We start from the raw sequence: 20,270 nt of genomic DNA, 5'->3' as shown, positions 1-20,270 counted from the left end.
GCTCCGGTCAGCCGGCCGCCGCGGCACCGGAATCCGCCCGGCCGGGGCTCCCGCCCAGGGCGCGGGTGAGGAAGTCGAGTTCCAGGCGGAGCAGCGGGGCGGCGGTTTCCTCGCCGGTCACCAGGTGGCCGGTGCCGGGAAGCGGCAGCACGGCGTGCGGGTGGCCGGCGGCCAGCAGCGCGGCGGACAGCCGCAGGGTGTGCACGGGCAGCACATTGTCGTCGGCCAGCCCGTGCACCAGCAGCAGCGGGCGGAAGGGGCCGGCGGAACGGGGCCGCAGCGAGGAACGCGCATAGCCCTCCGGCTGCACCTGCGGGTGGCCGAGGTAGCGCTCCTCCCCGTAGGCGTCGTAGAGACGGCGGTCGGCCGGGGCGGCACCGGCCACCGCGGCGTGGAAGACGTCCGGGCGGCGCAGCACCGCGCCGGCCGCCAGATAGCCGCTGAACGACCAGCCGCGGATCGCCACCCGGGAGAGATCGAGGGCGTCGTGGCGCCCGGCCGCCGCGTGCAGGGCGTCGATCTGGTCGTCGAGGGCGGGGGTGAGGCGGTCGCCGAGGAGGGCGCGCTGCCAGGCGATGCCGCGCCCCGGAGTGCCGCGGCCGTCCGCGGCGAGCACCGCGAAGCCGTGCTCGGCGAACCACTGGCAGACCGCCGTGTACCAGGCACGGGCCCGGGTCACCACCTGGAGCGCCGGGCCGCCGTACGGGCAGAGCAGCACCGGAAGCCGCCGCCCGTCCCCGGGCCGGTGCCAGGAGGGCAGGTGGAGACGGGTGTGCAGCCGGCGCGCGCCCAGTACCAGGAACCGGGGCGCCGGGCCGTCCGGCGGCTGCTCGGTGAGCACGGCGATCCGGCCGGCCGGCCGCCCGTCGCGCAGCACGGTCACGCGCTGCCCGTCCGGGGTGCGGCTGTCCAGGACCAGGACGGGCCCGCCCACGGCGGCGGTGTGCACCCCGGGGGTGCCGGTGAGGCGGGTGAAGCCGGTCCCGGGCCGGTGGCTCCACACGTGCACCTCGGTGGGGTCGGTGTGCTCGTTGGCGGTGAAGAACACCTCCTCGGCCACGGTGCCGACCACCTCGCGGACCTCCAGGCCCTCCGGGGTGAGCGCGTCGCCGACCGCGAGCGCCCGGGTGTCGCCGCGCGTGCGGGACAGCACCGGCACGCCCGAGGCGGTGCGCCGGGGAGTACCGGGCCGCACATCGACCCAGTGCGGATCGTGCCGCCGGTCCAGCGGGACGGTCTCGCCGGTCGCCGGGTCGGCCGCCAGGGTCCACACCGTGCGCTGGTCGCGGGACTGCAGGGTGATCAGCGGGCCGGCGGTGTCCCACTCCACGGCCAGCAGATGGGCGAACCGCGGGGCGTGCCAGGCACCGGGCGGGTGCTCGCGTCCGGGTGCGGCGTGCGGCAGCCGCACCGGGACGTGGCGGACGCCCCCGGAGGCGTCCGGGAAGTAGAGGTGGAGCGAGGTCCCGGCGGTGGGGGTGCCGGCCATGGACCGGCGGACGGTGCGGGGCGGCGTGCCGGGATCGGCCGGGTCGGCCAGGTGGTGCAGCGGCACCATCCCGCTGTCCACCCGGGTGACCAGCAGCGCGTCGCCGTCCGGGGACCACCGGTGGCCGCGGGCGGGGCCGTAGGAGCCGGGCGTGGTGCGGTCGGGCAGCCCGTGGGTGACGGTGCCGGTGCCGGGCGGGGTCAGCCGTCGGTCGTCGGTGCCGTCGGCCCGCACCAGGTGCAGGGCGCCGCCGGTGACGTAGGCGATGCGGGTGCCGTCCGGGGAGGGCCGGGGGTCGGTGACGGGTCCGGCGGCGGATATCCGGCGGGGCGGCTCGCCACCGGTGGTGCGGACCGTCCACAGCGCGCCGTCCCGGGACCAGGCGGCGAGCCGGACCTCCCGGTCGGTGGCGTAGGACGGGCCGGCCGGGTCGGCGAGCAGCAGCTCCCGGCCGCCCCGGTACAGCCAGAGCAGCGGGCGCGGGTCGGTGCCGGAGGCGGAGCGCAGGAACAGCACCCGTTCCCCGTCGGGGGAGACGGTGAACTGCCCCGGGGCGCCGAGGGAGAACCGGCGGGTGCGGGCGAACCGGCGCGGAAAACCGCGCAGTTCCGCGGCATCCGCCGACGGGGCGGGGAGGCCGGTGTGTTCGTTCATGAAAAAAGGCTCCGGGCCGGAGGGCCTGGAGCCTGAGGAGTGCTGACCGGTGGGCACTCGCCGGGAAGCTGTTGCGCCGCGCGGTCATAATGATCATAGCACGGATGGTGTCCGGTGGGCGGGCACGCGGACGGGTCCGTCCCGGATGTCACGTTCCGCGGGTCAGTGCTGTCCTGAGGGCATGAGGATCGCCGTAGCCGGGGGAACCGGCACACTGGGACGGGAGGTGGCCGGTGAGCTGCGCTCCCGCGGGCACCAGGTGAGGGTGCTCAGCCGCAGGTCGGAGGAGTATCCGGTCGATCTGACCACCGGTGCCGGGCTGGCCGGGGCGCTGGACGGCTGCCAGGCCGTGGTGGACGCCAGCAACGCCTCCTCGGCCAGGCGGGCCCGGGAGACGCTGGTGGAGGGCACGCGCCGGCTGCTGGCCGCCGGGGCCGAGGCCGGGGTCGGCCACCACGTCTGCGTCTCGATCGTCGGCTGCGACCGGGTCCCCCTGGGCTACTACCGGATCAAGACCGAGCAGGAGCGGGTGGTGCGCGAGGGCGGGGTGCCGTGGAGCATCGTGCGCGCCACCCAGTTCCACGAGCTGGCCGCCGGGGTGCTGGACGCGGCCGGACGCCGCCGGCTGCTGCCGGTGCCCCGGGCGCTGCTGCAGACCGTGGCCGCGGCCGAGGCGGCGCGGGCGGTGGCCGGGGTGGCCGAGGGCACGCCGCTGAACGGCCGGACGGAGGTGGCCGGTCCGCAGATCACCGAGGCACGGGAGCTGGCCGCGGCCTGGCAGGCGGTGACCGGGCGGCGGGCGCTGCGGGTGCCGCTGCCGCTGCCCGGCGCGCTGGGCCGGGTGCTGCGGGCGGGCGGGCTGACCACGGACCGGCCGGACGTCAGGGGCGAGCAGACCTTCCGGGAGTGGCTCGCCGCCCGGCAGCGGGCGCGGCCGGACGGCCACTGACCCGGCCACCCCGCCCGGCCTCCCGGTCTCNTGCCCGGCGCGCTGGGCCGGGTGCTGCGGGCGGGCGGGCTGACCACGGACCGGCCGGACGTCAGGGGCGAGCAGACCTTCCGGGAGTGGCTCGCCGCCCGGCAGCGGGCGCGGCCGGACGGCCACTGACCCGGCCACCCCGCCCGGCCTCCCGGTCTCCGCCTCCCAGGCCGCGCCTCCCAGGCCGCGCCTCCCAGGCCGCGCCTCCCGGCTCCCGCCTCCCAGGCCGCGCCTCCCGGTCTCCGCCGCCCCGCCCGGGTCTTCGGGGGCGGCCGTGGTGCGGCCCCGGGGCGGGCCGGGACGGCGGCCTCAGCCGCCGTCCCCGGTCTCCTCGCCCTCCAGCGGGGTGCCGCCGGCCGCGGACAGTTCCCGGAAGACCGCCACCCCGTCCTCGGTGAGCTCCAGGATCGGCACCGCCTTGTCCACCGGGTTGCCGTCGAGCTGGAAGGAGAGCCAGCCGCTGGCCCCCGGAACCTGGTTGGGGGCGTCCATCTGGTGGAACATCCGGCCCACCGCCTGGCCGGTGATCTGCCGCCCGGCCTCCGCGGCCATGGTCGCGGCGGTCGCGGCCACCAGCACGGAGTCGTGGGCCACCATGGCCTGCCCGTCGTCGCGCGGGTCCTTGGGGAACAGCTCGGCCAGCAGCCCCTCCTCCCCGAAGTGCTCGGCGGACTGCCTGTCCACCAGATTGACCCCGGGCGGGGCGCCCTGCCGCATGTCGGGGTGTGCCAGCCCGGTGTAGACGACCTCCACCTTGGTCCGTGCCGCCTGTTCCAGCTCCTCGGCCGTGAGATTGGTGGTGTCGTCTCCGGTCATCACGGTGAACTCGTGGTCCACACAGGTGCGTCCGGCGATCCGCTCCAGGAAGTACGTCAGATGCTTCCCGCGTCCCGCGAAGTAGACCACCTCGGGCAGCTGCTGACAGAGCTGCGCGGGCATGTGGTACAGCTCCGTCTCCCAGGAGTCCTTGGAGGAGTCGAAGGGCATCGGCTCCGGATCGACCAGGGTGTGGTCGCCGTCGGGATAGGCGTCGAGAAAGGCCCTGGCCAGGGTGGCGGCATAGAGGTTCTCCCCGGCGACGTCCTGCACCACCACCGCGGTCCGGAAGCCCTCCCGCTTGAGGTAGGCGGCGGCGGCCTGCGCCTCGTCCTCGTTCGTGGGCGGGACCCGGGCGAAGCCCTCTATGTCCTTGATGTTGGTGGCGGTCATGGTGCTTGCCACGGTGGCCAGGCCCTCCTCGGAGAGCCGGGTGAGCGCGGCCAGGTTCTCGTCGGTGCTCGGGCCCAGCCCGGCCACGGCCACCAGCCGGTCGTCGGTGTCCTGGCGCCGGACGAGCTCCTGCACGGTGTGCTCCCAGTGCCCCGCGTTGCTGCCGATGTTGGCGATCAGCAGCCGGATCTTCGGTGTCTTGCGCAGGTCCCCCGAGTTGTGCCGGAGCTGTGCCAGATACGCCCCCTGCAGCTCCCGGCGCGCCGACGCCTCGCTGTTGGTGTCGGACTCGGTGAGGGTGAAGGAGGTCATGTAGGCGATGCTGACGTAGTCGGTGCCGTTCTCCGCCGCCTCCCGGACCACCTTGTCGTTCTCCTTCTTGATCAGCTCGGTGACCCGGTCCAGGTGCGGGGCGAAGGAATGGGCGCCGTCGGTGACCCCGACGCACTCGGCGTCGTCCCCGCGTTCCACCACGCCGGCGGCGCAGCGCGTCCTTGCGTCCTCGAACCAGTCGTAGCCGAGCTTTCCGGCGACGCCGAGCAGGACCAGCGCCACCGCGGCGGCGAGCCAGCGCAGCAGCACGTCCAGGGGCAGGTTCCTGAGTCCGGTGCGCATCGGCCCGCCTCTCCTCTCTCACCGTGTTCCGGTTGCCGTGTTCCGGGCTGTCCGTCCCGGGCTGTCCGTCCCCGGCTGTGTGTTCCGGTCGCTCAGACGCCGCCGGCCGGGGTGCGGCGCCAGTGGCGGTAGCGCTCCGCCTCGTCCAGCAGCACCACCACGTCCTGGCCGCCGCTGAGCAGGGCGAGCTGGCCGAAGCCCTCGGCCAGGGTCTGGTCCAGCTGCCCGCGCGGATCGCCCAGCGGATCGCTCCACACCCAGCGGGCGGCCACCAGGCCGCGCACCACGGTGGTGAGGGTGACCGCCGGCTCGGTGGCGGACCCGCCCGCCGCCGGACTCTCCGGACGGCGCTCCAGCAGCCCGGCGAACACCGTGCGGGGGGCGAGGGACGGCGGGAACGGGTTCGGGGCCGCGGTGATCCCGTCGTACTCGGCGACCCACCCGGCCGCGCCGGTTTCCCGGAACCGCCGGACCAGATGCTCCGTCACCGTGCCCAGCTGCCCGGCCGCCAGCCGGTGGTACATCTCCTGCTCCCGGTCCCGCTCGGAGCGGAAGAAGTCGGCGAGCAGCTCGTGCACGGTGGTCCAGTCGTCCGGCCGGCGGGCCAGCCGCCACAGCAGCAGCCGCCGCAGCCAGGGATGCAGGCGCGGCGGTGCGGCTGCCCGGCCGGGTTCGGGCGGCGCGCCGGGGGAGGCGCCGGGAGCGGGCCACGGGGGCGGCTCCAGCAGCCAGCAGGACCGCAGCTTGCCGAACAGCTCGGCGGACAGGCTGCGCACCCGGAGGGCGCCGGACAGATCGCGGGCGGCGGCGCACTCGGCGAGCTGCGCGGTCTCCTCGGCGGTGAAGCCGCGCAGGAGCTGCCGCAGGGCCAGATCGACCAGCTTCGGCTCCTGCGCGGAGTACGCCCGGCCGGACTCCGCCCCGCCGGGTTCCGCCCCGCCGGGCTCCGGGTCGTGCCCGGTGTCGTGTTCCGTGTCCTGCTCGGCGGCCGGCAGGGTGCGGTCCGGCAGGGAGCGCAGCCAGATGTCCTGCTCCGGACCGGCCACGGTGGGCACGTCGTGCCGGGCCAGGATGCCCAGCACCTGCTGCACGGCGCGCGGCAGGCCGTGGGTGAGCCGGTGCACGAACGGCGCGAGGTGCAGGAACGGCACCAGGCCGGGGCTCGTCCGGATGGCCTGCTCGAAGCGGACCCGGACCTCGGATTCCCGGAGGTCCCGCAGCCGCACCGGGTACCACCAGGTGTCCTCCGCGTCCCGGGCGGGCCGGTGGCTCCGCCAGTCGGCCAGCGAGACCTGGCCCGGCTCGCGCAGCCGCCAGGGCCACTGATCGCCGGTGACCGGCCCCCAGCGGGGCAGCCAGCGGTGCGCGGACACCACCACGGTGAGCGGATCGCAGCGCCCGCCGGGGGACACCGCGTCCTCGTGACGGGCGCGGAGCAGCAGGTCCAGGAAGCGGAGGCCGTCGTCGGTGTCGGCATTGTCCAGCAGCAGCAGGAAGGACGACGGGCGGAAGGCGCCGCCGGCGTGCCGGCGCAGATCCTCCAGGAAGGCGGAGAACAGGATGCGGTCCAGCCGCCGCTGGTCCTGCCGGTCGCCGATGTGGCGCCAGCGGTTGAGCTCCACCAGCGCCTCCCACCGGTCGTGACTGTGGGTCAGGCTGTGCTCCCCGTACCAGGGGGCGTGGCCGAGGAAGCGGTGGCCGGGGCCCCGCCGGCGGCTGCGGCGCAGACTGTCCATCAGGGCCACCACCACGGCCGAGGCGCCGTCCGGTGCGCCGATGGCGCCGCCCGCCACCTCCAGGAAGGCGGCCAGGTAGTTCCCCTGGTGGCGGGCCTCGGCCTGTTGCTGGAACTCGCCCAGCACCTGCTGGATGGAGCGCCGCCCGTCGGCCAGGCTGGCCATCGGCAGCTCCTGGTCGGAGGCGAGCAGGCCGAGCCGGAGCCGGGGCAGGGCGGTGCGGCGGTAGCGGGGCAGGTGCCGTTCGAGCTGGAGCGCTATCAGGGCCAGGGCGTAGCGGGGGAGCAGCGAGCGCTGGCGGCCGAGATTGAGGTAGGCGAAGGGGTGCTCGGCGCCGAACTCCTCCACCAGAGCGGTGTGGGTCTCGCTGGCGCCGCTTCCCGGGGCGCCGAGCAGGATGGTGACGGGGCGTTCGGCGGTGGCGGGCTGCTGGAGGGATTCCTGGACGAGAGCGATGATGCCGTCGCGGCCCCTGGGGCCCATCCCCGCTGCGAATGCCACCACGCCGGCTCGCCCCCCGTCGCTCGCCCGTGTCCGTGCCGTCCCCGCGCTGCTTCCCCCGGTGGTGTCTCCGGTGGTGTCCGCGGTGGTGTCCGCGGTGGTTCCGGGCTGTTCACCGCCGTGCCGGTGTGCGGCTGCCGATCGGTGGCCCCTGGTTCAAGACTGCCACGGAAGCACTGGCGGGGCAGCGAAATCTGTCCGTGCGTAAGCCAATTGAGACTCGGAGCGAACAGATGGACGTCGTCCGGACGTTCGCACCGCCGGGGCCTTGCTACCGGATCTCCGGAGCGGACGCGACGGCGGCGGCCGCCGCCCGGAGGCGGCGGGCCGCCTCGTCGAGATGTTCGGGGGAGTCGGCGGCGATGATGCTCAGCCGCAGGTGCGGGGCCGGCGGCTCGGCCGGGAAGTACGGCCGGCCGGGTGTGACCGCGACGCCGGCCCGCAGCGCGGCGGCGGCCAGCGCGCCCTCGTCGGCGCGGTCCGGCAGCCGCTGCCAGAGGTGGAAGCCGCCGTACGGCAGCGCGGGCGGCGGCAGCCGCGGGAGTTCGCGGCGCAGCGCGGCGGCCAGTGTCTCCCGGCGGCGGTGCAGGGTCTCCGCCAGCCGCCGCAGATGGGACCGCCAGGCCGGGGCGGCGACCAGCTCCAGCGCCGTCTCCTGGATCGGCCGCGGCACGAACAGGCTGTCCACCACATGGGTGGCCCGCAGCCGTTCCATGGCCGGGCCGCGGGCGGCCAGCGCGGCGACCCGCAGGCTGGGCGAGGCGGCCTTGGTGAGCGAGGCGATGTGCACCACCACGCCGTCCGGGTCGTGGGCGGCCATCGGGGCCGGCGGCGGGGGCGCGTCGGCGTGCGCCAGCCGGCGGGCGAAGTCGTCCTCCACCACGAAGGCCCCGGCGGCGCGGGCGATGCGCAAGGTCTCGGCGCGGCGCTCCGCGGACAGCACCGCACCGGTGGGGTTGTGGTACAGCGGCTGGCAGACCAGCAGCCGGGCCCCGGTGGCGCGGAAGGCCTCGGCCAGCAGATCGGTGCGGATGCCGTCGCGGTCCAGCGGGACCGGCACCGGGCGCAGCCCGGCGGTGCGGGCCACGGCCAGGATGCCGGGATAGGTGGGGGATTCCACCAGGACTGGTGCGCCGGGTGCGGCCAGCGAACGCAGCGCGGTGGTCAGGGCGGCCTGGCCGCCGGTGGTGATGAGGACGTCGGCGGCGGTGAGCAGTCCCTCCGGGCCGGCGATCTCCCGGGCGAACCAGCCGCGCAGCTCGGGCAGGCCCTCCAGCGGGGGGCGGCCCCAGGTGCCGGGGCGGCGGCCGGCCCGGGCCAGTGCGGCGGCGAGGGCGCGCTCCGGCTGGAGCGCCACCGCGGGATAGCCGCCGTTGAGGTCGATGACGCCGGGCGGGGGCGGTGCCAGGGTGGCGGTCACGCCGGCGGCCCCGGCGGCGGGCGCCGAGGCGGGGTGCGCGCTGAGTGCCACCTCCTGCCAGGACAGATCGCCGGCCGCGGGGCGGCGGGGCGGTGCCGCGCGGAACACGCCCGCGCCGGGGCGGGAGACCACCACGCCCTCGGCGGCCAGCAGGGCGATGGCCCGGCTGACCGTCACCGGGCCGACGCCGTACTGCTCCCGAAGGGCCCGGCTGGAGGGAAGCCTGTCGCCGACCGAGTAGCGGGACAGGGATTCCCGCAGCATCCTGGCCACATGGTCGGCACTGCTACCATCTTTCATGAGGGACAACGATAGCGCTACTCATGGCTCCGGGATAGCACCACCGCCCGCCGGTCCGCCGCGGGCCGCGGCGGCGCCCGCCGGGATGCTCGCCGCCGCGGTGGGCGTGACCGGGTTCTCGCTGACCTTTCCGGCCACGGTCGGCGCGCTGGGCGGCTTCGGGCCCTGGACCGTCACCGGACTGCGCGGGGTGATCGCCGCCCTGCTGGCCGCGCTGTGCCTGGCGCTCTGCCGGGTACGGCCGCCCGCCCGGCGCCACTGGCCCGGCCTGGCCGTCGTGGCGGCCGGCTGCGTGATCGGCTTCCCGCTGCTCACCACGCTGGCGCTGCAGACCGCCTCCACCGCCCACTCGGCGGTGGTGATCGGCGCCCTGCCCCTGGCCACCGCCGCGCTGGCGGCGCTGCGCACCCGGGTCCGGCCGCCCCGGGCGTTCTGGGCCGGAGCGGTCACCGGCGGCGCCGCCGTCACCGCCTTCGCCCTGCACCGCAGCGGCGGCCTGCCCACCGTCGCCGACCTCTGTCTTGCCGCCGCCCTGCTGCTCTGCGCGGCCGGCTACGCCGAGGGCGGGCGGCTGGCCCGCCGGCTGCCGGGCTGGCAGGTGATCGGCTGGGCGGCGGTGGCCGCACTGCCGGTCAGCCTGCTGGTCACCGCCGTGGCCTGGCCGCTGGAGCCCGCCCGGCCCGGAGCCGGCGCGCTGCTCGGCCTGGCCTATGCGGGGGCGGTGTCGCAGTTCGGCGGGTTCGTGTGCTGGTACCGGGGCATGGCGCTGATCGGGGTGGCCCGGGCCAGCCAGATCCAGCTGGCCCAGCCGCTGCTCACCCTGGTCTGGGCGGTGCTGCTGCTGGACGAGCGGCTGCCCGCCGCGGCCCTGCCGACCGCGGCCGTGGTGCTGGTCTGCATCGCCGTGACCCAGCGCGCGGGCGACGGCGGGGAGGAGCGGTCCCGCCGCCGGCCGGCAGGCGCTTCCGGCGGCGGGGCCGACGGCGCGCCGTCGCCCGGCAGACCACCGGTTCCGGCGGGCCGCGTCACGCCGGGAGCGGACGATCCGCCGGACCCGAAGGCCCGCACCGGCCCGCACCCGTAGCGTGCCGGTTCCGGTTCCGGCCCCCCCGGGCGCCGGTGACCGCCGGGGCGGGCTGGTGGGCCGGGCCTCACCGGCGGGGCCGGGTGCGGGCCGGTGCGGCGACGGGGCCGCGGCGCCCGGGGCAGGCGGGGGAGCGGCCGGGCAAGGAGCGGGTCTCAGGCGGCGCCGAACAGTTCCAGCAGCTCGTCCCGGGCGAACATCCGCGCGGTGTCGATGGCCGAGGGCTGACCGGCCGCCGGGTCCGCGCCCGCCTCCACCAGCGTCCGCACCACCTCGGTCTGCCCCTTGAACACCGCACCGGCCAGCGGGGTCTGCCCCCGGTCGTTGGCCCGCCCCGGATCGGCGCCGCGCGCCAGCAGCGTCCGCACCGTCTCCGCATGCCCGTGGTAGGCCGCCAGCATCAGCAGGGTGTCCCCGCGGTCGTTGCTGAGATCGGCGGGCACCCCCGCGTCCACATAGGCGGCAACCGTCTCGGTGTCCCCCTGGCGGGCCAGCTCGAAGATCTTCGAGGCGAGCTGGAGCACCTCCGGGTCGTGCGCGGGTTCGCTGCTCTCGGGCGCCGGGCCGGTCATCCGTCTCCTCCGTTTCGTGCCGCATGGACTGCCGCGTCCGCGGTGTCGTCCGCCGCCTGGTCCGGCTGTGCGGTCCTGCCGCCGGGTGCCGCGGAGAACCCGCGGCACAGGTCAGCCTACGTACTCTTTCTCCCATGGCCGCCACGCCCACGCGACTCCGCCTGCTGTACCGGCTCCTGTCCGGGGACCGCGTGCTGGCGGCGGTCGTGCTGTTCTTCGCCGCCGACTCGGTGCTCGCACTGGCCCGCCGGCCGCCCGACGCGCTGTGGATGGTGCTGGTGGAGGAGGCGCTGGCCGCCTCCGGCTGCGCGGCCCTGGCCTTCCGCCGCCGCCGGCCGCTGACCGTCGCGCTGTACGCGACCGCGGTGATGGCCGTCTACTACCCGATGGGCGAGCTGGACGGCGGCACCCCGATCGTCCTCTACGCCGTCTCCCTCTACAACCTCTCGGCCCGCGGGCGGCTGCGGGCGGCCGTGGCGCTCGCCGCCGTCACCATGACCGGCATGGGTCTGGGCGAGGCGTTCACCCGCTCCCGGGGCGTGAGCAATGTGGACGACATGTCCTTCGTCCTGCTCGTCGGCTGGTTCGGCGGGCTGATCGCGTTCGGGCACGCCAGCCGGGTGCGCGAGGCGTATCTGCGCGAGGCCCGGGAGCGGGCCGCCGCCGCCGAGCGGGAACGGGACCTGAGGGCCCGTCAGTCCGCCACGGAGGAGCGGCTGCGCATCGCCCGGGAGCTGCACGACGTGCTCGGGCACAGCATCTCGCTGATCAATGTGCAGTGCGGGGCGGCGCTGCACCGCAGCGCCAAGCGGCCCGGCGACAGCGCCGAGCTGCTGGCCGCGCTGGCGTCGGTGCGGGACATCAGCCGGGACGCGCTGCGCGAGCTGCGCGCCACCCTGGGCGCCCTGCGGCAGGTGGACGAGGACGCGCCCACCGCGCCGGCCCCCGGTCTGGAGCGGGTGCCGGAGCTGGCCGAACGGGCCCGCGCCGGCGGGCTGGACATCCGGCTGGAGTCCAGCGGCGAGGCGCGCGAGCTGCCGCCGCAGATCTCGCTGGCCGGCTACCGGATCATCCAGGAGTCGCTGACCAACATCACCCGTCACTCGGGCGCGGACCGGGCCCGGATCAGCATCGGCTACACACCGGAGGAACTGCGGCTGCTGATCGAGGACAACGGCCGGGGCGGCGGGGCGTCCCCGCAGGGGGCCGGCAGCGGCATCACCGGCATGGCCGAGCGGGCGCGTGCGCTGGGCGGTGAGCTGACCGCGGGCGATACTGGGAGCGGCTTCCGGGTCACCGCCCGGCTGCCGATGGCGCCGGACGGTGACGACCACCGGCCGGGCGGGAAGGGCGAGGGAACGACGTGATCCGGGTGCTGCTCGCGGACGACCAGAAGCTGGTGCGGGCCGGGTTCCGCTCGATCCTGGAGGACGAGGACGACATCGAGGTGGCCGGCGAGGCCGGGGACGGTGACGGCGCCGTCCGGCTCGCCCGCGAACTGCGGCCGGACATCGTGCTGATGGACATCCGGATGCCGGGGACGGACGGGCTGGAGGCCACCCGGCGGATCGTGCGGGACCCCCGGCTGGAGGGAGTGCGGGTGGTCATCCTGACCACCTTCGACCTGGACGACTACGTCTACGGCGCGCTCCGCGCCGGAGCCTCCGGCTTCCTGGTCAAGGACACCGAGCCGATGGAGCTGCTGCACGGCATCCGGGTCTGCGCCCGCGGCGACGCCCTGATCTCCCCGGCCGTCACCCGCCGGCTGATCTCCGAGTTCGCGGGGCGGGCGCGGCGGCCGGAACCGGCCCGGTTCACCCGGCTGAACGCGCTGACCGAGCGGGAGCGGGAGGTGCTGGGCCTGGTGGGCGAGGGCCTGAGCAATGACGAGATCGCCCGGCGGCTGGTGGTCTCGCCCGCGACGTCCAAGACGCATGTCAGCCGGATCATGACCAAACTCGACGTCCGGGACCGGGCCCAGCTGGTGATCGTCGCCTACGAGTCCGGCATGATCACCCCCGGCTGGATGAGCGACGGCTCCTGACCGCGGGGCCGGGTGCGGGGCCGTGACGGGGCCGTGGTCCGGGCGTCCGGCGCCCTCTCCCGGAACGGGGCCGGCCCGGACGTACCCGTGGCGGACCGGCCCGGCCTGCATCGCCGGCGGCCCCCCGGGGCGGACATCCGTTCGAGATGGTGGCGGCTGTTCGACGGCTCGTCGGGGGCTGCCTCCGGCCGTCCGCTCGGCGGTCCGTTGGGCGCATACCCCGCCCGTTCGCCGCAAGTGCCCTGCCGTGCACTGGAACTCACCCCCCGTCGTCCCGCATCACAGGGAGTGGGACGCACAGCGGAGTGGGGACGCGCGCATGACGTTGCTTCAGACGTTCCGTGTGCCGGATCTGGTCACCGGCACCGGGTACGACGACCGGCTGGGCCGCGCCATGATCCGGGCCTGGAAGGTGGACGGCGTCTTCCGCGTCGCGGTACCGGGGCCGCAGCGGCACGCCCTGCGGCAGGCGCTGGCGGCCGGCCGCCGCTTCTTCGCCCGGCCGGACTCCCTCAAGAGCCGCTGTGTCAGTGACCTCACCTACAGTGGCCATGCCCCGGCCACCACCACGGTCGGCTTCCCGGACGCCGCGCCGGAGACCGTCCCCGAGTCCTTCACCGTCTGCAAGGACGTCCCGCTCCAGGACGCCCGCGTGCTGGCCCGCTGGCCCTGCCACGGCCCGGTGCCCTGGCCCGATACCGAATACCGGCGGGCCATGAAGTCCTGCCTGCCGGGCCTGTGCTCGCTGGGCGACCGGCTGCTGCGGCTGGCCGCCCTCGGCCTCGGCCTGGCGGACATGGAGCGGCTGACCGCCCTCACCTTCGACGGCTGGCACCACGCCCGGATGCTCCGCCACCCCCCGGCCGGCACCGGTGCCCGCACCGGATACGGACTGCTGCTGATCACCGCCCAGGAGGAGCAGGGCGGGCTGGCCGTCCGGCCGCCGGTGAAGGGTGAGAAGCGGTACCGCAACTGGCTGGCGGAGGAATCCACCAGCGGGATGTACCAGAGCGAGCCGCCCTGGATCGAGGCCGGGTCCGAGCCCGGGCACGGCACCCTGACCGTGCTGCCCGGAGACCTGATGCAGTACCTGACCGGCGGCGAACTCCTCGCCACCCCGCACCGGACCCTGCCCGGGGAGCGCGAACGGGTCTCCCTCACCTACTGCCACGAGCCCAACTTCGCCGCCTGCCTGCGCCCGCTCACCGGCGACGCCGACGCGGCCCGCCCCGGCTACCTGCACTACGGCTCCCACTTCACGCAGGTGTTCACCCGCCACTACCCGGAGCGGATCACCACCCGCCGGATCGTCGCCGAGGAGCGCCTCGCCGTGCTCGACGATCTGCGGCACACGGCGGGCTGGCCCGCCTTCGAGGTCTGCTGACCGCTTCCCCGACCGGACGCCGGGCGGGCCGCTCCAGCCGTGCGGCCCACCCGGCGTTCCTCCGGCCGTGCCCCCGGCACGCACCCGGGTGACGCCCTAGGGGCCCGTTCCCGGTGTCTCCTTCCGCGGGACGGTGTCCGCCGGCCCCGCGTACCACCGGGGCGGTACCCGCACACGCAACTGCCGGGCGACGCGCACCGCCGGGCCGTCGCCGCACCCTGGTCACGGTCGCACCCCGTCCGGGCGTCCAGGAGTCCGGCCGTCCCGGCAGCCGGCCGTCCCGGCAGCCCGGTACGGCGGCATCCCGGTGCGGCGGCAATCCCGTCGTCGGCATCCCGGCCGGCGGTATCGCGGCTCCGGCACCGGGCAGCCCACGCACAGGAGCGCAGAACCGTGACAACCCACGTCCCCTTCACCACCGCCACCACCGAGCCCCCGCCGGGCCGGGGCAGCGTCTTCGAACGCCTGGCCGCGGTCTCCTACCGACGCCGCTGGACCGCCCTGCTGCTGTGGGTGGTGGTCCTGGCCGCCACCGTGGGCGCCGCCTCCTCCATCGGCGACAGCTACCGCGACGACCACTCGCTCCCCGGCACCGAATCCCAGCGCGCCTTCGAACTCCTCCGGGAGCACAGCCCCCGTGACGCGGGCGACACCCTCCAGATCGTCCTGCACGACCCGGGCGGCCTGACCGGGGAGAGCACCCGCGACGCGGTCGAGTCGATGCTGGCCGAGGTCGGCGAACTGCCCGGGGTGGCCCAGACCCGCAGCCCCTACCAGGGCGACGGCGGCGCGGTCTCGGCGGACGGCACGATCGCCTTCGCCACCGTCGTGCTGGAGGGCAGGGCCGAGGACCTCACCCGCGGGCAGGCCGAGGACATCCTGGAGACCGGCCGCACCATCGCCGGGGACGGCCTGGCCGTGGAGCTGGGCGGCGACGCGGCGCGCCAGCTCTCCGAGGCCGAGGGCGGCGCGGCCGAGGGCGCCGGCATCCTGGCCGCGCTGGTCATCCTGGTGTTCATGTTCGGCACGGTGATCGCCGCCGGACTGCCGGTGATCAGCGCCGTCTTCGCGGTCGGCTCCACCGTCGGCCTGATCGTGCTGGCCTCGCACCTCTTCACCATCGCCAGCTACACGCCCTACACGATGATGCTGGTCGGTCTCGGCGTCGGCATCGACTACGCGCTGCTGATCTTCGCCCGATTCCGCGGCGAGCTGGTCGCCGGCACCGAGCCGGAACCGGCCACCCGCCGTGCCCTGGACGCGGCCGGCCGGACCGTCTTCTTCGCCGGCTGCACGGTGATCGTCGCCCTGCTCGGGCTGGTCGCCCTGGGCCTGGGCTCGCTCCAGGGCGTCGCGCTGGCCGTGGCCCTGACCGTCGCGGTCACCATGGCCACTTCCCTGACACTCCTCCCCGCCCTGCTGGGCATGTTCGGCAACCGCTTCGCCCGCCAGTTCCGGGCCCGCGCCGCCCGCGGCAGGCGCGAGTACGGCAGCGGCTGGCGCCGTATCGGCGCCGTTGTGCAGCGCCGCCCGCTGGCCGCGCTGCTGGTGGCCCTCGTCTCGCTGACCGCCCTCGCCGTCCCGGCCGCCGGGATGCGCCTCGGCTTCGCCGACGCCGGCAACGACCCGGCGGGCTCCACCACCCGGGAGGCGTACGGCCTTCTCGCCCAGGGCTTCGGCCCCGGCTTCAACGGCCCGCTGGTGGTCGCCGTCGAAGGCGGCGAGCCGGACCCGATGGCCGCCGCCGCGGCCGCCGTGGACACCCTCGCCACCACCCCGGGCGTGGCGCGGGCCATCGGGCCCGTCCCCAGCGAGACCGGGGACGTCGCCACCGTCATCGTCTACCCGGAGACCGCGCCGCAGGACGAGGAGACCTCCGACCTGGTCCGCACCCTGCGGTCCGAGGTCGCGCCCGCCCTTGCCGCCGGCACCGGCGCGGAGTTCCTGGTCGGCGGCTCCACCGCCGCCGTGGAGGACTTCTCCGGCCAGGTCGCCGAGCGCATGCCGCTCTTCGTCGCCCTCGTCGTCGGCGTCTCCGTCGTCCTGCTGGCCGTGGTCTTCCGCTCCGTCCTCATCCCCCTCAAGGCCGCGGTGCTCAACCTGCTCTCCATCGGTGCCTCGCTGGGTGCCATCACCCTGGTGTTCCAGCACGGCATGCTCGGCATGGAGCCCGGCCCGGTCGAGGCGTTCGTGCCGGTGATGATCTTCGCCATCGTCTTCGGCCTGTCCATGGACTACGAGGTCTTCCTGGTCTCCCGCATCCACGAGGAATGGGAACGGACCCGGGACCACGCCCGGGCGGTCCGCGAGGGCCTGGCCCACACCGGCGGGGTGATCACCGCCGCCGGCGCCATCATGGTGGTGGTCTTCGGCGCCTTCATGCTCAGCGGCGACCGGATGCTCCAGCAGTTCGGCTTCGGCCTGGCCGTGGCCATCTTCATCGACGCGGTGATCATCCGCTGTCTGGTCGTCCCGGCCGTGATGCAGCTGATGGGCCGCCGTGCCTGGTGGCTCCCGGCCCCGCTGGCCCGCGCCCTTCCCCGCTTCCGGCTCGAACACCGCTGATCCGGCCCGGAGTCCGGCTCGTCCCGGCTCGTCCCGGCCCGGCGCCGGCCGGGACGAGCCGCGCCCGGCGGCGGGGTGACGCGGGGTCAGGGAAGAGGGACGAGGCGCAGGACGGTGACGATGAGGACGGAAGGGCTGACCTCGTAGCGGATGACGGCGAGGCCGCTGACCGTGGCCTCACGGCGGTCGCGGTTGCCCTTCACGGCCGACGAGCCGCTGTCGTACGGAAAACGGCCGATCTCGCGCATCCCCTCCTCGAACGGCTTGCGCCGTTCGGCGGGGATGGCGCGTCTTTCGGCGAGGGCCTCATCGGTGTAGGCGACGCGGTACATGGTCAGCCGGTGCTCCGCCAGGAGTCGTCGCTGTCGTCGGAGAAGGTGAGGCCGGAGAAGTCGCCCTCCTTGAGCCGCAGCACCAACGCTTCCTCGGCATCGTCCAGTTCGGTCGGGATGTGCATCGCCCAGCGGGCCAGGACGGCCGGCAGGTCCCCTGCCCCGGTGGCCCGTACTTCGTGGTCGAACTGTACCCGTTCGTCCTCCGGGAGCCGGCTCCGGATGCCGGCGATCGTGCTCGGCAGCTCGACCACCCCGCCCGGCCCGGCCATGCGGAACGGCACGGGTTCTCTGCGCCGCACAGGCTTCTCCTCCGCCATACCGAACAGGCTCCCAGCTCCCCACCACGGCGACAAGATCGTGGACGGCGCAAGGTCGTCCGCCCGCGCACGGGCGGCCGTGCGGGCTGAACGGCGCCCGGGTCAGGAGGCCAGCCTGGTGTAGGCACGTTCGATGACGGCCGGGCCGGGGACGCGGCGCAGGCCGAGGTGGGACGCGGCCCGGGTGAGCACGGTGCCCACGGCCTGGGTCGCCTGGGCGACCCGCACCGGGCGCAGGTCGCGGTCGGCGGCCCGCACCGCCAGGCCGTGCCGGATGACATCGGTGAAGACGGACTGCACGCGCTTGTAGGCCAGATAGACCGGCAGGTCGGCGGCGAGGCCGTCGGCCGCGCCCGGGAGCACGGCGGGCATGGTGCGCGCCCAGCGGTTGACCACCACCTGCTGCTGGCCGCGCGGGTAGTGGGTGAGGTGCAGGTGGGTGGCGAGGTCGTACACCGGGTCGCCGAGCAGGGCCAGTTCCCAGTCGATGGTCCACAGCGCGCCGTCCTCGGCCGCCACGATCAGGTTGTCCCGGTGCAGGTCGCCGTGGAGCAGGCAGAACGGACGGTCGGTGAGCCGGCCGGCGGCGCGCCCCAGCGGGCCGTCCGGGGCGAGCACCCCGGGATCGACCCCGAGGGCGGTGAACAGCCCGGCGAAGCGGGCGGCGTGCAGGGTGTAGACCCGGTGGCGGGTGAAGTGCAGCAGGGTCAGCAGGAACTCGCGGCTGGTGTGCGGCCGGTGGCGCGGCGGGCAGTGGTGCAGCAGGGCCAGCGAGGTGGGCCGGATCGCCGCCATGGCGGCGAACAGCGCCATGAGCTGGCTGAGCTGCCGGCCGGTGATGCGCTCGTGCGGCGGCCGCTGCCGGGACAGCGGCTCACCCTCGATGTAGCCGTGCACCTGGAGACCGTTGCCACCGCCGAGCCGGTACACCGGCGGCACCCGTGGCACGCCGGACCGGGCCAGCTCCACCAGCAGGTCCTCCTCGGAGAGGAAGCAGCGCGGGTCGAAGCGGGGCACGCCGATCCGCGGACCGCCCGCCTTCAGCCGTCCGAGGGCGGCGAGTTCGCCGTGCGGGCGGACCACGCGCCAGCTCCGGTGGTAGCCGGCGAGGCGGCTCTCGGTGGTACCCGGCAGGTCCGCGGCGGCGAGCCCGGCGGACCCGCCGGCCGCTGCGGGCACTGCGGCCGCGGGGGCTGCGGCTGCTGCGGGCGCGGCCGGCCCGGCGGGAGCGCCGGGCGCGGCGGGGACGGCAGGAGTGATCGGCTGATTCATGGGGTGTCCCGGCGGTGGAGGGGCGGGTGGGGAGACGTGAGGTGCGGGGGGCAGGGGCGAAGTGGCGGGAAAGGTACGTCCGGGTACGGAACGCGGAAGCCGGAAGAAGCCCGGCGAAGGGGCAACGGATGGTAGGGGAAAGGTACTTCGCGCCACGGGCCGCCGGGCATGGGCCGACCGGGCACATCACCCGAACGAGGAGCCGCCCAGCGCCTGGCGCACGCGCCCCAGGGAGCTCGTGATATGGCGGGCGCCCGCGGCGCGCAACGCCCGTTCCGCGGCGGCGTGCGGCGCGAAGCCGAGGAACGGCACCCCGGCTGCCTCGGCCGCCGCCAGGTCGGAGGGGGAGTCGCCGATCAGCAGGGCCCGTTCGGCGGCCGTGCCGGTGGAGCGCAGGGCCCGCCGCACCGCGTCCGGGTGCGGCTTGAGCAGGCTCAGGTCGCCGGTGCGGCCGTGCACCCGGCCGGCGAACGGGGTGAGCAGGCGCTGCGCGGTCAGATAGGCGGTCACGGCCAGCGGCGAGTTGTTGGTGACGACGGCCAGCCGGACGCCCCGCTCGTCCAGGGCCTGGATGAGTTCGCGGGCGCCGGGCGTGGGCCGGGCGGTGGCGGCGGCCCGGATCTCCTGCTGGGTCAGGGCCTGTTCCAGCCGGTGTGTCAGACCGGGACCGGGACCGGGACCGGGTCCGGGGCCGGTGTCCGGGCCGGCCGTCCGGGCCAGGGTGAGCAGCACCGCGTGCGGGTCCTCGGAGGCGGCGGCGCCCGCCGCCATGTGCCGGGGCGGCACGCCCAGTTCTCCGGCGAGCTCGCGCAGCCGGCGGGCCACGTCGGCGGCCGGGCGGGCGGCGAACAGCGAACACACCGGGCCGTCGAAGTCGAGGAGCACGCTGTCGGCGTTGCTCAGCAGTTGCCACACCTAGCTCAGTGTGACGGGCCGGGCAATTGTTGACCAGAGGGACTCGAACCACCGCTGGGACTCCGCCACGAAGGCGGCCTCCTGTTCGTCCCGGCTGTCCTTGTCGGAGGAGGAGCGGAACACCATCGAGCTCAGCCCCAGCACGTCGTACATCTCCAGCTCCTCCTCCCCGAAGCCGACCGGCCGGGCCACCACCTGGTAGTAGCCGGTGAGCGCCTCGGTGTTGTTGAGCAGGTACAGCTTGAGCAGCGGGGTGACGTCCACGCTGCGGATGTCCACGCTCACCTCGGGGACCAGCCCGCGCTCGGCGAGCGAGAGCAGCTGGTGGTGGAGGGAGCCGCAGAAGGTGGTGGAGATCCGGCGCAGCCGCTCCAGCGGGCGCGGGTCGTCCGGGTCGGCGACCAGCCGGGGAAAGGCCAGCGATCCCTCCGGGCGGGGAATGATGATCCGCACCGCGATGGAGCGGGGGGCCAGGTCGCCGGCCGAGATGGCCAGCAGCGGCCGGGCCAGCGCGGCGTTGAGGGTCTCGGTGGTGAGCGAGAAGGCGTCGATGGCGACGTGCTCGGAGTGGAAGGCCAGCGCGATGCGTTCGGCGAGCTCCACGTCGGCGGGGCGGGGGGCCTCGGCCAGCGGGCTGGTCACCACGGCGGGGGCGCCGCGGCCGCGGGCGGTGAGGTAGCCCTCGCGCTCCAGGATGGTCAGGGCCTGGCGGACGGTGGTGCGGTTGACGCCGAACTCTTCGGCGAGGGCGTGCTGCGTGGGCAGGCGGGAGTTGCGGGGCAGCTCCCCGGAACGGATGCGCTGCCGGAGGACGTCGGCGATGCGGCTCTCCTCGGTCATCCGGAAAGCATATGACTTTCGGACAGTTGAGGGCAGAGC

The 20,270-nt window shown here is 75.5% G+C and carries 16 protein-coding genes; 6 read left to right on the top strand and 10 right to left on the bottom strand.

Annotated features, from left to right (window positions below):
- Positions 1-7 precede the first annotated feature (7 nt).
- Complete coding sequence (locus GQS09_RS05800) at positions 8-2,143, bottom strand: prolyl oligopeptidase family serine peptidase (protein WP_165984900.1); 2,136 nt, start codon at positions 2,141-2,143, stop codon at positions 8-10.
- Positions 2,144-2,324: 181 nt separating this feature from the next.
- Here GQS09_RS05800 and GQS09_RS05795 point away from each other — a divergent pair, with 181 nt between their 5' ends.
- Positions 2,325-3,092: an SDR family oxidoreductase gene (locus GQS09_RS05795; RefSeq protein WP_165984899.1), complete on the top strand. Its 768-nt coding sequence runs from the start codon at positions 2,325-2,327 to the stop codon at positions 3,090-3,092.
- 339 nt (positions 3,093-3,431) lie between these two features.
- On the opposite strand, the gene GQS09_RS05790 is transcribed toward GQS09_RS05795, so the two are convergent.
- The 3 genes from GQS09_RS05790 to GQS09_RS05780 all read right to left on the bottom strand — a co-directional run bounded on the left by GQS09_RS05790 (position 3,432) and on the right by GQS09_RS05780 (position 8,903).
- A complete protein-coding gene (locus GQS09_RS05790; protein ID WP_165984898.1) occupies positions 3,432-4,946 on the bottom strand; it encodes an ABC transporter substrate-binding protein in 1,515 nt (504 codons plus the stop codon).
- 92 nt (positions 4,947-5,038) lie between these two features.
- Complete coding sequence (locus GQS09_RS05785) at positions 5,039-7,186, bottom strand: hypothetical protein (RefSeq protein ID WP_313896004.1); 2,148 nt, start codon at positions 7,184-7,186, stop codon at positions 5,039-5,041.
- 268 nt (positions 7,187-7,454) lie between these two features.
- Positions 7,455-8,903: a PLP-dependent aminotransferase family protein gene (locus GQS09_RS05780; protein ID WP_165984897.1), complete on the bottom strand. Its 1,449-nt coding sequence runs from the start codon at positions 8,901-8,903 to the stop codon at positions 7,455-7,457.
- On the opposite strand from GQS09_RS05780, the gene GQS09_RS05775 reads away from it, so the two are divergent.
- Complete coding sequence (locus GQS09_RS05775) at positions 8,902-9,987, top strand: DMT family transporter (protein ID WP_165984896.1); 1,086 nt, start codon at positions 8,902-8,904, stop codon at positions 9,985-9,987. The genes GQS09_RS05780 and GQS09_RS05775 overlap by 2 nt on opposite strands.
- Before the next feature lie 155 nt (positions 9,988-10,142).
- On the opposite strand, the gene GQS09_RS05770 is transcribed toward GQS09_RS05775, so the two are convergent.
- The gene (locus tag GQS09_RS05770; RefSeq protein ID WP_165984895.1) at positions 10,143-10,559 is read right to left on the bottom strand and encodes an ankyrin repeat domain-containing protein; all 417 of its coding nucleotides are present in this window, start codon (positions 10,557-10,559) and stop codon (positions 10,143-10,145) included.
- Positions 10,560-10,693: 134 nt separating this feature from the next.
- Between GQS09_RS05770 and GQS09_RS05765 the strand changes: the two genes are divergently transcribed.
- From GQS09_RS05765 to GQS09_RS05750, 4 genes are all read left to right on the top strand, one after another.
- Positions 10,694-11,926 (top strand): sensor histidine kinase, encoded by a 1,233-nt coding sequence (locus GQS09_RS05765; RefSeq protein WP_165984894.1) that lies wholly within the window; start codon positions 10,694-10,696, stop codon positions 11,924-11,926.
- Positions 11,923-12,603: a response regulator transcription factor gene (locus tag GQS09_RS05760; protein ID WP_165984893.1), complete on the top strand. Its 681-nt coding sequence runs from the start codon at positions 11,923-11,925 to the stop codon at positions 12,601-12,603. The genes GQS09_RS05765 and GQS09_RS05760 overlap by 4 nt, the downstream gene beginning before the upstream one ends.
- 319 nt (positions 12,604-12,922) lie before the next feature.
- Positions 12,923-13,987 (top strand): isopenicillin N synthase family oxygenase, encoded by a 1,065-nt coding sequence (locus GQS09_RS05755; protein WP_165984892.1) that lies wholly within the window; start codon positions 12,923-12,925, stop codon positions 13,985-13,987.
- 393 nt (positions 13,988-14,380) lie between these two features.
- Positions 14,381-16,552 (top strand): MMPL family transporter, encoded by a 2,172-nt coding sequence (locus GQS09_RS05750; protein ID WP_165984891.1) that lies wholly within the window; start codon positions 14,381-14,383, stop codon positions 16,550-16,552.
- A gap of 86 nt (positions 16,553-16,638) precedes the next feature.
- Here the strand turns inward: GQS09_RS05750 and GQS09_RS05745 are convergent, their stop codons facing one another.
- The 5 genes from GQS09_RS05745 to GQS09_RS05725 form a co-directional block, all read right to left on the bottom strand.
- On the bottom strand, positions 16,639-16,884 hold the full coding sequence (locus tag GQS09_RS05745; RefSeq protein ID WP_165984890.1) for a hypothetical protein: 246 nt from the start codon (positions 16,882-16,884) through the stop codon (positions 16,639-16,641).
- A gap of 2 nt (positions 16,885-16,886) precedes the next feature.
- Entirely contained in the window at positions 16,887-17,186 is a 300-nt protein-coding gene (locus GQS09_RS05740; RefSeq protein ID WP_165984889.1) for a hypothetical protein, read from the bottom strand.
- A gap of 120 nt (positions 17,187-17,306) precedes the next feature.
- Positions 17,307-18,476, bottom strand: coding sequence for an aminoglycoside phosphotransferase family protein (locus tag GQS09_RS05735; protein ID WP_165984888.1), 1,170 nt, complete (start codon positions 18,474-18,476; stop codon positions 17,307-17,309).
- A 186-nt stretch (positions 18,477-18,662) separates the two neighbouring features.
- Positions 18,663-19,391, bottom strand: a complete 729-nt coding sequence (locus GQS09_RS05730) for an HAD family hydrolase (RefSeq protein ID WP_165984887.1) — start codon at positions 19,389-19,391, stop codon at positions 18,663-18,665.
- Positions 19,392-20,231, bottom strand: a complete 840-nt coding sequence (locus tag GQS09_RS05725) for a GntR family transcriptional regulator (protein WP_165984886.1) — start codon at positions 20,229-20,231, stop codon at positions 19,392-19,394.
- Between the last annotated feature and the right edge of the window lie 39 nt (positions 20,232-20,270).

The sequence above is a fragment of the Streptomyces sp. YIM 98790 genome (assembly GCF_011421595.1).
Taxonomy (GTDB): Bacteria; Actinomycetota; Actinomycetes; order Streptomycetales; family Streptomycetaceae; genus Streptomyces.
This window is presented reverse-complemented; position numbering and strand designations above follow the sequence as displayed.